Origin of the sequence: Brumicola blandensis (assembly GCF_031846165.1) — a bacterium.
GTDB lineage: Bacteria > Pseudomonadota > Gammaproteobacteria > Enterobacterales > Alteromonadaceae > Glaciecola > Glaciecola blandensis.
The window spans coordinates 1-12,227 of record NZ_JAVRIE010000007.1; the positions used below are offsets into that span (position 1 = coordinate 1).

Here is a 12,227-nt window from a genome sequence, read left to right on the forward strand (position 1 = left end):
CAGACTTCTTTCATCGAGTCAAGCCTAAAGACAAAGTTTATTTATCATTTACTCAATGTATAACAACTTTACATTCAAAGGTTAAAAAACACACAAGAATTAATATTAAAGCCATGTTTTTCAGTTAGATACAAAAGAGCCAGGACAACTTAGTAGTTTGTCCTGGCTCTTTTATCGTTTATGTAGCCCCACAAATAGGGGTTACATGATCTAAAAGTTTCTTACACAGATAAGTGATATATTTGTCTTAATTTTTGCTACCCGTTTCTTCTTTATCTACAGGCATTTTTTCTTTGCTGTTATCATCCTTAATATCTGGTTCATCGCTAACCTCTTCTACTGGGTCAAAATCGGCGTCTTCCTCTGCCTCTCCGATCACATCTTCGAGAGTGACTTTATCAACAGTTCTAAATGTATTTACCGGACCAGCAATTGCGTAAAGCATAAAGACAATAAAAAGAACTAATGACGGTGCTGTTGCAACAACAATAAATATCAACATAACCACAAGAAGTGCCACGAAAGGGACTTTTCCATGCCATTCGACTTCTTTAAAACTGTTGTATTTGAAATTACTGACCATTAATAGCCCTGATAGGCCAGTCACAAGTGCAACGATCACACCGTAGTCGTTTCCATCGATATCATAATCAATACCTACCCAAACCATTCCAGCAACTAAGGCAGCAGCTGCCGGACTCGCCAAGCCTTGGAAGAATCGTTTGTCTGCGATGCCGACCTGTGTGTTAAAGCGTGCGAGTCGCAATGCAGCACCTGCAACATAAACAAATGCTGCTAACCAACCAATTTTTCCCAAATCGGCTAAGCCGTAATTATAAGCTACCAACGCTGGTGCCATACCAAAAGAGACCATATCTGCCATAGAATCGTATTCGGCACCAAAGTCACTCTGCGTATTAGTCATTCTGGCGACTCGGCCATCTAACCCGTCAAAGATCATCGCAACAAATATCGCTATTGCTGCTGACTCAAAATGATTATTCATCGACATAACAACCGCATAAAACCCTGAAAACAACCCCGCGGTTGTTAGCAAATTGGGCAGTAGATAAATACCTTTTCTTTTATTCGCGGTCATGTCGTTCAATTATTCCTCTGAGTAAAGTAATACGTAATTGTTAACTAGCTAATATTATCATACATATCAATGCAACGTTAATGAAGCGTAGTTATGCAAATGCGTAGTAATCAAAATCTATGTTAATATTCTACTGTCACTTTCTTACTACAGAGTTGTCAGCTTTTTATACACCACCTGTAGAAGGGAAACAAACATTTCACCTTAACTATTGTTTAGTATAGTAAATTTATCACTGGCTTATATTTTGCATAGGGTTATATTAATAAAATTTGAAAGTAGTAATAGAGAATTGGAATTCAAATGACTTTAAAAAAATTAGGTTTTCTTATCGCACTAACGTCGATATCAGCAACATCGTTTGCGTCTAGCCAATATGCATCTGTAGACCCTGCGTGGGATTTCAGAGCTTCATCTAACGATACGAACAGTCATTTTAGTAGCCCATCGGATTTTGGTAACATCAATCCTTTCGGTACTAACAACCAATTAAACGGTTCCGTTAACGGGATAGACTTGTCAATAACGGCTTGGTCTAGCTCTTTACACAACAACGTTTCTAGCTGTAAAGACAGCCAAGGCCAAGACCTGTGCATACAAAGCGTTGAGTTAACACGCTACAGCACGGGCCTGGGCGTAATTAATGGCGATGAGAGAGATGATACACCTAATCACTCTGTAGATAATAACAACCAAGATTATGACATGGTTCTTTTATCATTCAGTGAAAAAGTGAATATCAGTAATTTGTATACTGGCTGGAACTACGCTTATACAGATGCTGATGGCTCTAATGAGTCGAGAACACAAGGTGGCGCTGGCGCATCGATTATGGCTTATACCGGCGGCAGTATCACAGGTAATTTACCATTTAGCACAACTGACACATGGGAAAGTATTACTCATCAAGGTTGGAACTTACTAGACGCCGATACCACACGAAACGGTCGAGTGCGTAGCAGCGGCCAAAACCTGGATGTCCTACCTGTTACAAGCTCTGGTGTTTATTCAAAATTCTGGCTCGTGGGTGCAGCTCACTCTGTGCTGAGAAACGCGGGTCATATAACTGATCACATCAAAATTGCTGGTGTAGATTTTGTGAAGCAAAATACACCTAACGTTCCTGCAAATGCACCAGGCATCTTAGCATTGTTTGGCGCTGGGGTGCTCTTCTTGTTAAAACGCAAGAAGTAACATAATAACTAAATTTAAAAAAGGCGGTCTTTACCGCCTTTTTTTTTGATATTATCTTGCCATTATCTGCCTGTTCCTGAGTAAAGACGTACCTACTATGAAACTTATTCCAATCATTTCCGCTCTGATTTTGTGTTTTCCAGCGCTAGCTCAAGTAAATACTGACTTTGAAAACGCAAAAACTGCATTTGATAATGGCAACCTTGATGCTGCCTATATCCATTTGAAAAACAGCTTAGATAAAGATGCAAGTCACCTTCCTAGTAAAATATTGATGGGGAAAGCCCTAGCTATTTCTTTTTATTACGAAGACGCTATATTGGAATTCGAGGAGTCCTTGGATGCGGGTGCTGATGCTAATCTCATCATCGTAGATTACGCTAACGCCCTTTTGGTCACAAAACAATACGAGACAATACTAGGGCTGTCGGCTAAAGGCTTAACTCAAGAAAACGAATCGATATTGAACACGTTGCAGGCTAAGAGTCATAACGCATTAGGCAACACGCAAAAAGCCGCGCAGTTGTTTGATAAAGTGGTAAGAATCAGCAACAATCCTGACGTACTTGTTTCAGCAGCGCGCTTTAAGATTCAGCAAGAAAATTATGATGAAGCTCAAACGCTATTAGATAACGCGCTCAGCAAAGATGCATTCAATACCGAAACACTGCGTACTCAAGCAACACTTTATAACATACTAGGCGATACCGATCGTTATGTCATTGCCTTAGAGAGTGCTATTGCAGCTGACGAAAACCAACCCTTAGTGTTGAGAGATCTTATTTCTGCTTACCTTTCTTCTGGAAAACTGGAACAAGCAAGTGATTTACTCGATAGAGTTTTAGTCAGTGCGCCAGATGACCCGATGGCTCAGTTTTTAAGTGCCTGGGTACTTACTCAAAAAGGTGATTTTGACAATGCTAACGTTAAACTCGAAGAGCTCGTCAACTACCTATCATTAATTGATGATGAATTAATGCAAGACGCTGATGGTTTGGTCTATATCAGCGGTATGTCTAATTATGCAATCAACAACTTCGAAGCTGCTAGCCAAGATTTAGAAAAGTATCTCGCGAAACGTCCTAATGATTTAAATGCAAGTTTGTTACTTGCTGATATTTATAGCCAAGAAGGAAACTATACGACCGCAGCAAACCTTTTAGAAAAATTTCAAGAAATCGCTTTAGAAGACTTAAATTTTGGCAATAAATTATGCACGATATATTTGCAAGCAGATGCCAATCACAAATGTAACTGGCTTATCCTCCAGATGGAAAAAAGTTTCGCCGGTAATCCTGAATTTATCGCTTTAAAAGCGAAAGCCTTAGCCTCTAGAGGAAAACTAGATGAGGCACTAAAAGAGCTGGACTCTATTGGCGAAGATTCTGAGGGGGCGCTGCTATCCAAGACACTGCTTAGCATTCAGGCAAACCGCTTGGTCGAAGGCAGAAAACTTGTAGAAAAGCTTTTGGCTAAACAACCTGCGAATAACGATTATAAAAACCTTCAAGCTAGCATCGATATAAAAGAGGCAAAGCTCGAAACGGCTGAAAATACGATAAATGAAATACTTGAAAGCAACAATTCACACTACTCTGCTCGTTTTAACTTAGCTTCTATCCGCTTTAGGCAGGCTCAGTATGATGATGCTTTTACTCTTTTATCGACATTAGTGGCGGAGCGTCCCAATGATATTACTACCCTTCTTCTCAAATCGAGAGTACTTCGTCAACTCGAGCGCTTTGATGAGGCTAAGGACCAGGTATCTAACATACTGTTAATTGATAGTAGTTATATCCCAGCGAAGCTGGAGCTTGCAGAATTGTATGAACTAGAAGGTCAATATGAAGATGCTATTGCTATAGTTACTCAACTTTTAAAGAATAGCTTTTTGAATGCAAGGTACCTAGATAAACGAGCCAATCTTTACCTCGCTCAAGGTAATTTGGCAGCTGCAAGAAAAGACCTTTTAACACTATTCAGCTTATACAAAGACAATTCGTTTCAGTTACTCGATTTGATGTTATTGCAGAAAAGAGCAGATGACTTTGCAAACGCTAGAAAGAGTATCGAACGTGCCATTTCCATCTCTCCTGATGAATATGTCATTCGACGTGAATACACAAAGTTATTAATTCAAACATTCGATATGCAACTGGCAAACAAAGAGCTAGAAAAGCTCTATCAAGATTTCCCTGTTGTCGCAGACACTGATGTGCTCAAGGGTGACTATTTAGTTGGCCAAAAGAAGCTGGAACAAGCTAGTAATTACTATCTGGACGCGGTTGAAAAACAAAATTTGTTCGCCCAAGCCATGGCAAAAAGCTATCAACTCGCGCAATTAGGCTATAACGAAAAACGTTTTGCTAAACTTTTTGAATCTATCATAACAGATGATGAACGTTCAGATTTGGCTAGAAACCTATTGGGCGATTATTACAGTAAGAACGGTATGTTTACTCTAGCCAAACAACATTACTCACAAATAATCAAAAACAACTCCTATACGTTTTTACCTATTGTAATGAACAACTTAGCCAACATTTATTTGCAGGAAGAAAAAATAAATACCGCGTACGACTTGGCTAACAAAGCCTATATACTCAGCCCAAATAACGCAAACATCTTAGATACACTTGGCTGGACCCTGTCATTGCAAGGTAAATATGATGAAGCACTGAGCCTACTTCGTAAGTCTTTTGCAATGAACACAGCGACGCCTGACGTTCGTTATCATATTGCTTATACATTAGCGAAGCTAGGTCGTAAGGCAGATGCCCAAACCGAACTCGAAAACCTACTGCAGTTGTTCGAGTCATTTAGCTACAAAGAGGAAGCAAGCGCATTGTTGAAGCAGTTGAAGAGTTAATTCCAATATTAAAATGATTCTTTTGACTCTTGACCAGACCCGCTAAGTTTCCCTTAAGTTTTAAGCTATACTATTAAGGAAAATACATTCAATACTTAGCTTATGCGATTACTACTAGTAGAAGATGATGCGTCCCTAGCTGATGCTTTGAGCAAATCAATTCATCAGCAAGGGTATTCATTAACCCACGTATCAAATGCGAAAGATGCGCTTTCAGCTCTTGATAGCAACGAATTCACTATAGCTATCCTTGATTTGGGTCTCCCCGATATGGATGGCTTAGAGCTACTAGCAAAAGCCAAACTCTCCCACCCTGATCTTGCGACAATCATACTCACAGCACGTGACTCTATTGATGACAAAATTGAAGGTTTGGATGCTGGGGCTGACGATTACTTACCAAAACCCTTTGATTTAGCAGAACTCTTCGCAAGGTTACGTGCTATCGAGCGACGAGGAAAAACAAGCACATCCTCTATTGTCATGATTGATCAAGTGAGTTTAGACATTGCAAGCCATCAACTTAATGTCGATGGGGCCATCATTGATTTATCTAGGCGTGAATTCATGTTGCTCAAAGCCTTGATGGAAAATCACGGAAGGATACAAAGTAAAGTTCAATTGGAGCAAAAACTATATGAATGGGGCGAAGAAATTAGCAGCAATGCGATTGAAGTCCACATTCACAACCTGCGCAAACGACTGCCTGATAATTTTATCAAAACAATTCGCGGCGTGGGTTATTCAGTGCCTAAGAAAACAGAAACGCCAAAGGTAAATGTATAGCATTCGCAAACAGCTGACTTTGGTATTGGTCAGCGTCATCACTCTGGGAGTATTCAGCGCTGCGATTGAAGGTTATCGCTCGAGTATGATCATTGCAAATCAGAGTTTTGATGATGAATTAGCATTAATTGCAAAGGGTTTAGTACCCATTGCTGTTGCATGGTCTTATTTAAAAGACAATAATGCCCTTGTCGAGGCAAACAGTATCAAGCTCCCCCAAAACCACTCTGACAATGAGTTAAACTTTGCCTATCAAATCATTCAACAGAAAAATATCATTTTCAGAACCGACAATGCGCCAGAAGTTGCCATGGCTGAACTTGAAAATGGCTTCAGTGACGTTTATTTTTCAGCTAAGCGCTGGCGTTTGTATATTTCAGAGTATCAACCGGGACATTGGGTTTTAGTCGCTCAGCAGCGCCAGCAAAGGAATTCATTCGTTTCAGATATGATTGTGGCAGCAGTAAAGCCCATCATCTGGATTATGCCAATATTATGCGTGTTAATCCTATTTATCATATCGAAAGGGTTATCTCCCCTTAAGACACTTTCAAAACTATTGACTCGTCGCCAATCAACTAACCTAAATGCTATCGAATTACCAAACGCAAGTATTGAGCTTCAGCCAGTATTAACAAAGCTCAACGAGTTATTTTCAAGGTTGGAGTCATCTTTTGAAAGAGAGCGTGAGTTTGTATCCCATGCTGCTCATGAGTTACGCACACCTTTGAGCGTGATGAAAATAAACATTCACAACTTGGCTACATCCCCTGATGATTTAAGCACCGATCTTCCCAAGTTACAGCGGGATGTAGAGAGAATGATACTTGCTGTTAATCAACTACTGAGTTTAAGTAAAACAAACCCTGAAACACTAGGGAAAGAATTTAGGAAGGTAAATCTTTTTGAATCTGCACAAAACGTAATTAGTGAGCTCTACCCTGCCGTAGAATTGAAACACCAACAGATCGAGTTATTAGGTGATTCAGTTATTATTCAATCTCAAACTTTCCTCATACAAACACTCATCAGTAACCTAGTGAGTAACGCAATAAAGTACACTCCCAATAAGGGACATATTAGTGTAAGAGTTGAAGAAAATAGTACACACGCAACACTCACAGTCTCTGATTCAGGGCCAGGCATCCCTGAAAACTTAAGAAAACGTGTTTTAGAGCGTTTCTATCGTACTGAAGAAGTTATAAAAAGAGGCATTGTTGGAAGCGGACTCGGCTTAGCTATCGTTGCTCAAGTTGCAAAAGTACAAGGCGCTGACTTAAGTTTTACAGAATCGCCTGTGGGGGGCTTAGAGGTCCGGGTGGCGTTTCCTAAATCAATTTCTGAAATAAGCTCAATAGAGGCGCAAGTTAAATGAGGGCGCTAGTGCTTGCAATACTTCTTAATTTAGTATGCTTACCTCTTCATGCTCGGCAACAAAAGCTCGTTGAAATCGAATTGCAAAACCATATTTTTCAACCTAGTACCATTATTGTACCTGCCAATCAGAAAATAAAATTTGTAATTTATAACCGAGATAATACCCCCGAGGAGTTTGATAGCTTTGATTTAAATAGAGAAAAAGTCATTTTCCCTAACGCAAAAGCGACGCTTTTTGTTGGCCCTCTTCCAGCTGGAGAGTATGAATTTTTTGGTGAATATCATCCTGAGACGGCGATAGGTAAAGTGATTGTACGGAAACAAGAGGGTATTAGCATTGTTGATTAACAGCTTATTATTGTTGATAGAAGAAGCCTTACCAATCAGTATAGCTTACGCCTATTTATGCTCATTTTTTCACTATCAAGTAAATCATCATACCTCTAAAAATCATAAGATTACCTTTTTATTAAATGTCACTATCGTACTCAGTTTATTGCTAGGCTTGGCTTTCAGCAGTATCCGCCCAACACTAACTAATATGGTAGAAGGTCAAGCTTATGAGCTTGCACTAGTGCTATTTATCGCACTTTTTATACTTTTCGTTTTTGGCGGGCTGATAGCGAGCACCGCACGAATCAGCCTCGCCTTGCTCAGTGCAAGCTTAGTCTGCATAGTCATTCCACATGCCAGTGACTTTTTTGTATTTATGCAATCAGTATTCAACATAGATACGAGCACTGAAATCTATACAGGTATACTAATTGGGCTAGGGATTTGTTTTAGCTTCAGCTATTTGTTGTACTTTTTTTGTACACGAGTACTTAACCACAGCACATTCAAAATATTATTAAGTCTTTTCTTAGCTGCACAAATTGCGGGAGCTTTAACCATTCTGGAACAGATTGGCCTTATCTCTTCATCACTTCCACTTTGGGACTCTAACTTTTTGATAAGCGAGAGCCAAGAATATGGTCAATTGCTTAAGACTATTTTTGGCTACGATGCGACTCCAAGCATAGAGTATATAGCCGTTCTCGCCGTCAGTATTGTGCTGACATCAGTATTTATATTTAAGCTAATTCCCCCTCAACAAGAGAGGAAGTCATGAGATTTCTATTCGTTATGTTTCTATGTTTGACGCCGATTATCTTTCCAGTTAGTCATGCTCATGGCACTGAAGCAGTGGATAAAGTTTACCATCCTTATGTGCTGCCGTTTGAACGAGAGTTTGAATGGCGCTTTAGCTCAAGAAAAAATGATGAGGGTAACGCTTTACTGCAACGTATAGCCTACGGTCATTCAATTTCTGAATATGTCACGTTAGAAGGGTACATCGTAGCTGAACGCGATGAAACTGATGACTTTGGCTTATATGCCTACGAGATAGAAGCTCGCTGGATGATAACCGACCAGGGCGAGTATTGGGCTGATTGGGGAGCGTTGTTCGAGTTAGAAAAAGTTCACGACAAAAATAGCTGGGAATTCACGACCGGTATTCTAGGGGAAAAAGAATTTGGTCGTACCAGCCTAACCATAAATGCACTGGTGTCTCATAGCTGGGGTAGTGAAAGCAGCAATAACAATCGATCTCAGGCAGAGTTCAGATTGAAATATCGGTATCGTTGGATACCTGAGATACAACCGGCAATAGAGCTCTACTCAAATAAAGACTTTGTTGGGATTGGCCCTGCGTTTATGGGAATAAAGCGGTTTGGAGGACAACGTCAATTAAAATGGGAATTAGGTTTTATAGCAGGGTTAAATGGCGACTCAACTGACCACACCCTTCGCTTTGCTTTAGAAATGGAATTCTAGCCCGAACTGAGAAACTTTTACTCTCCCTAAGTTTCTCTTAAGTTTCACCAAGTATTATTCATAAAATATCGTTTTTACTTGGAATTTTGAAGTTTATGAAACACTGCTGGTTCATCCCTTTACTCTTAAGCCTTAGCTTATTTTCTTCATTCACTTTTGCTACTAGCGCACCAAGCTTTACTTTGGCAGATTATAAAACGAGTCTAAACAACGCTCCTGCAGAAACTCGTTCTCTCACCAATTTTCACGGTAAAGTCGTTTACCTAGACTTTTGGGCCAGTTGGTGCAAACCGTGTAGAACATCTTTTCCTTGGATGAATAAGATGCAAAACAAGTACGCTTCTCAAGGATTTGAAGTCGTGAGCATTAACTTGGACCAAGATATTTCTGCTATTACTAAATTTCTCGAAAAGTACCCTGCCAGCTTTCATATTCTTCTTGATCCTGACGGAGTTGTCGCTGAGCGTTACGAATTAGTTGGTATGCCAAGCAGCTACCTAATTGATAAAAAGGGCGAACTACGAAAAACACACACAGGCTTCTTTATTAAAAATGAAGGCCAATATGAACAAGAAATTATTCAACTACTTGCAGAATAGGAACCATTATGAAGCTTCAACATCGGTTTAAAGCCTTACGCAAACAATCAAAATATTTGCCATTTCTCGTTGTGATAGCAACAACTCAGTTAGCAGGTTGCGCCAACTTAGGTGTTCAACCTTGGGAAAGAGATTTACTCGCACAAGATGAAATGGCATTGAATGCAGATGCTGTCGATATTGGTTTGGACGAACATATTTATTTTAGTAAAGAAGCCACTAGTGGCGGTCGCTCTTTTGCTGGCGGAGGTTGTGGATGCAATTAACTCATACAAAAAAAATATCTACGGTTCTGGCAGCTGCTACTTGTAGCTTATTAAACGCTCCGGTGCAGGCACAGGATGAGAATAACTGGGAGTTTGATACCGCTATTTTATATTATGGTGAAACTGACCGTGTCAGCTTAGTAGAAGGCGTTATTAGCGCCACTAAAGACTTTGGAGATCAACATATCTTCAATACGAAGCTGGTTATCGATACCTTAACTGGTGCGTCTGCCTCTGGTGCTGTGGCTCAACCGACTGCACAGACTTTTACTCGTCCTTCAGGCAATGGTCAGTACATCATTGAACCAAACTCTCTGCCTCTCGACGATACTTTTAGAGACACGCGTGTTCAGTTAAGCGCTAACTGGACCCAACCGATAATGAAGGATACAAGAACCACGATCGGGGCAAATGTTTCTCGCGAATATGATTACCTTTCTGTGGGTACTAGCGCGTCCATAGAGCGAGATTTCAACAATAAAAATACAACAGGATTGTTCGGTTTGTCCTATCAATATGACAGCATTGACCCTGTTGGTGGTAGACCCGTCGGTTTGTCGACTATGGTGGTTGATAATGGTCAGTTTGGTAGCGGTGAAGCTGGAGAGGCTAGCTTTAAGCAAGCGTTCAACCTGACGCGGATAGACGAGACCGAAGATAAATCAATTGTTGACGTTTTGCTTGGTGTAACTCAGGTTATTAACCGCCGGATGTTAGTTCAGATGAACTACAGTTATTCCAACAACAGCGGTTATTTGAATGACCCGTATAAAGTGCTTAGCGTGATTAATACAGAAGGCGAAACACAATCGATAGTGCATGAAAATAGACCCGATAGAAGAGCAAAACATGGTATTTATGCACAAACTAAATACGCATTTGATTCTGGTGTTGCTGATTTATCATATCGCTTTGCTAGTGATGATTGGGATATTCAATCACACACAGTCGACACTCGCTTTCGCTATAAATTAAACGATCGTGATTATTTGCAACCGCATTTTAGGTATTATCAGCAGTCTGCAGCTGATTTTTACCGGCCGTATTTGAATCAAAGTGATTCAATGCCGCTTTATGCGTCTGCGGATTACCGATTGGGTGAAATGACAGCAATTACTGTGGGTTTAAAGTACGGTCACAAAATGAATAATGGCCATGAGTGGGCAGTCAGAGCTGAGTATTATCAACAAAGCCCGAAGAACGCTGGGTTTGAAAGCCCAGGCGTTTTATCTTCACAAGACTTGTATCCGAGCGTTGATGCTTTTATCGTACAGTTTAGTTATAACTTTTAATTAAGAGCCAACTTACATGTCTCAAGCATGGAAACTACGCACTGCCGACGACCATTTCGTCGGCAGTTTTCATTGCATGGCCAGTCCGTGCGAAATATTAATTGATGGAACTGATGAAAGTTTAGCTAGGAAACTAGTTGCTGAAGCTTGTGTTGAGGCATTCAGGATAGAGCAAAAATATAGTCGTTATCGAGATGATAATATTATTGGTCTTATCAATAACGCCAATGGCAAGCCCATAGCAATAGATATGGAGACCTACCAACTACTTCAATTTGCCGATACTTGCTTTAAAATTAGTGATGGTTTATTCGATATCACTTCCGGCGTATTAAGAAAGTGTTGGAAATTTGATGGTTCAGATTCATTACCAAATAAAAGCGAAGTGGACACACTGAAAAAGCTAATTGGTTGGCACCTCATTAGTTTACAAGAACAATCCATAACCATGCCCGCAGGCTTTGAAATAGATTTAGGCGGCATTGGAAAAGAATATGCTGTTGATAACGTCGCCAATCTTTGTAAAAAGCTAGCACCGAATACTTCTGTGCTAGTTAATTTTGGAGGTGACATCCAAGTAACACGACCCCGTTCAGACTCAGCCTATTGGCAAGTAGGTATTGAATCTCCAGATAAAGAGAACACCTCTGGTACCCCTCGCTCACAAAGTATATTAAGGATTGCTAACGGAGGATTAGCAACTAGCGGCGATGCAAATCGCTACTTACTCAAGAACGGTGTGCGATATTCTCATATACTCAACCCAAAGACAGGCTTTCCAATTAAAGGCGGCCCTCGCTCCATAACAGTAGCAGCAGATTACTGCACTCAATCAGGCTTGCTCGCTACGCTTGCCCTTTTACAAGGGGCAAACGCAGAAGACTTTTTAAAACAGCAGGAAGTAAAATATTGGTGCTATTGGTAATC

12 protein-coding genes are annotated in these 12,227 nt (G+C 40.3%); 11 read left to right on the forward strand and 1 reads right to left on the reverse strand.

Features of this window, described 5'->3' with window-relative positions; genetic code table 11:
• Window positions 1-247: 247 nt before the first annotated feature.
• Window positions 248-1,099, reverse strand: a complete 852-nt coding sequence (pssA, locus tag RM544_RS15130) for a CDP-diacylglycerol--serine O-phosphatidyltransferase (protein ID WP_311362658.1) — start codon at window positions 1,097-1,099, stop codon at window positions 248-250.
• Between the two features lie 303 nt (window positions 1,100-1,402).
• Here pssA and xdp1 point away from each other — a divergent pair, with 303 nt between their 5' ends.
• The 11 genes from xdp1 to RM544_RS15185 all read left to right on the forward strand — a co-directional run bounded on the left by xdp1 (window position 1,403) and on the right by RM544_RS15185 (window position 12,225).
• Window positions 1,403-2,293, forward strand: a complete 891-nt coding sequence (gene xdp1 / locus RM544_RS15135) for an exosortase-dependent surface protein XDP1 (protein ID WP_311362659.1) — start codon at window positions 1,403-1,405, stop codon at window positions 2,291-2,293.
• 97 nt (window positions 2,294-2,390) lie between these two features.
• Window positions 2,391-5,162, forward strand: a complete 2,772-nt coding sequence (gene prsT / locus RM544_RS15140; protein ID WP_311362660.1) for an XrtA/PEP-CTERM system TPR-repeat protein PrsT — start codon at window positions 2,391-2,393, stop codon at window positions 5,160-5,162.
• A gap of 102 nt (window positions 5,163-5,264) precedes the next feature.
• Window positions 5,265-5,948 (forward strand): response regulator, encoded by a 684-nt coding sequence (locus RM544_RS15145; protein ID WP_311362661.1) that lies wholly within the window; start codon window positions 5,265-5,267, stop codon window positions 5,946-5,948.
• Window positions 5,941-7,323, forward strand: a complete 1,383-nt coding sequence (locus tag RM544_RS15150; protein ID WP_311362662.1) for an ATP-binding protein — start codon at window positions 5,941-5,943, stop codon at window positions 7,321-7,323. The genes RM544_RS15145 and RM544_RS15150 overlap by 8 nt, the downstream gene beginning before the upstream one ends.
• Window positions 7,324-7,331: 8 nt before the next feature.
• Window positions 7,332-7,673, forward strand: coding sequence for a cupredoxin domain-containing protein (locus RM544_RS15155; RefSeq protein WP_311362663.1), 342 nt, complete (start codon window positions 7,332-7,334; stop codon window positions 7,671-7,673).
• Window positions 7,663-8,436 (forward strand): FTR1 family protein, encoded by a 774-nt coding sequence (locus RM544_RS15160; RefSeq protein ID WP_311362664.1) that lies wholly within the window; start codon window positions 7,663-7,665, stop codon window positions 8,434-8,436. Before RM544_RS15155 ends, RM544_RS15160 begins: the two co-directional genes overlap by 11 nt.
• Window positions 8,437-8,450: 14 nt before the next feature.
• On the forward strand, window positions 8,451-9,143 hold the full coding sequence (locus RM544_RS15165) for a hypothetical protein (RefSeq protein ID WP_311362921.1): 693 nt from the start codon (window positions 8,451-8,453) through the stop codon (window positions 9,141-9,143).
• A gap of 95 nt (window positions 9,144-9,238) precedes the next feature.
• Window positions 9,239-9,742: a TlpA disulfide reductase family protein gene (locus RM544_RS15170; protein WP_311362665.1), complete on the forward strand. Its 504-nt coding sequence runs from the start codon at window positions 9,239-9,241 to the stop codon at window positions 9,740-9,742.
• An 8-nt stretch (window positions 9,743-9,750) separates the two neighbouring features.
• On the forward strand, window positions 9,751-10,008 hold the full coding sequence (locus RM544_RS15175; RefSeq protein WP_311362666.1) for a DUF4266 domain-containing protein: 258 nt from the start codon (window positions 9,751-9,753) through the stop codon (window positions 10,006-10,008).
• The gene (locus tag RM544_RS15180) at window positions 9,999-11,300 is read left to right on the forward strand and encodes a DUF3570 domain-containing protein (RefSeq protein ID WP_311362667.1); all 1,302 of its coding nucleotides are present in this window, start codon (window positions 9,999-10,001) and stop codon (window positions 11,298-11,300) included. The genes RM544_RS15175 and RM544_RS15180 overlap by 10 nt, the downstream gene beginning before the upstream one ends.
• A 16-nt stretch (window positions 11,301-11,316) precedes the next feature.
• Window positions 11,317-12,225, forward strand: a complete 909-nt coding sequence (locus RM544_RS15185; RefSeq protein ID WP_311362668.1) for an FAD:protein FMN transferase — start codon at window positions 11,317-11,319, stop codon at window positions 12,223-12,225.
• The last annotated feature ends 2 nt before the right edge of the window (window positions 12,226-12,227 follow it).

Bases quoted from the DNA above. Each gene is read 5' to 3' on its own strand.
- RM544_RS15180 (WP_311362667.1), top strand. From the start codon at position 9,999: ATGCAATTAACTCATACAAAAAAAATATCTACGGTTCTGGCAGCTGCT.
- RM544_RS15145 (WP_311362661.1), top strand. From the start codon at position 5,265: ATGCGATTACTACTAGTAGAAGATGATGCGTCCCTAGCTGATGCTTTG.
- prsT (WP_311362660.1), top strand. From the start codon at position 2,391: ATGAAACTTATTCCAATCATTTCCGCTCTGATTTTGTGTTTTCCAGCG.
- pssA (WP_311362658.1), bottom strand. From the start codon at position 1,099: ATGACCGCGAATAAAAGAAAAGGTATTTATCTACTGCCCAATTTGCTA.
- RM544_RS15175 (WP_311362666.1), top strand. From the start codon at position 9,751: ATGAAGCTTCAACATCGGTTTAAAGCCTTACGCAAACAATCAAAATAT.
- RM544_RS15185 (WP_311362668.1), top strand. From the start codon at position 11,317: ATGTCTCAAGCATGGAAACTACGCACTGCCGACGACCATTTCGTCGGC.
- RM544_RS15165 (WP_311362921.1), top strand. From the start codon at position 8,451: ATGTTTCTATGTTTGACGCCGATTATCTTTCCAGTTAGTCATGCTCAT.
- xdp1 (WP_311362659.1), top strand. From the start codon at position 1,403: ATGACTTTAAAAAAATTAGGTTTTCTTATCGCACTAACGTCGATATCA.
- RM544_RS15170 (WP_311362665.1), top strand. From the start codon at position 9,239: ATGAAACACTGCTGGTTCATCCCTTTACTCTTAAGCCTTAGCTTATTT.
- RM544_RS15150 (WP_311362662.1), top strand. From the start codon at position 5,941: ATGTATAGCATTCGCAAACAGCTGACTTTGGTATTGGTCAGCGTCATC.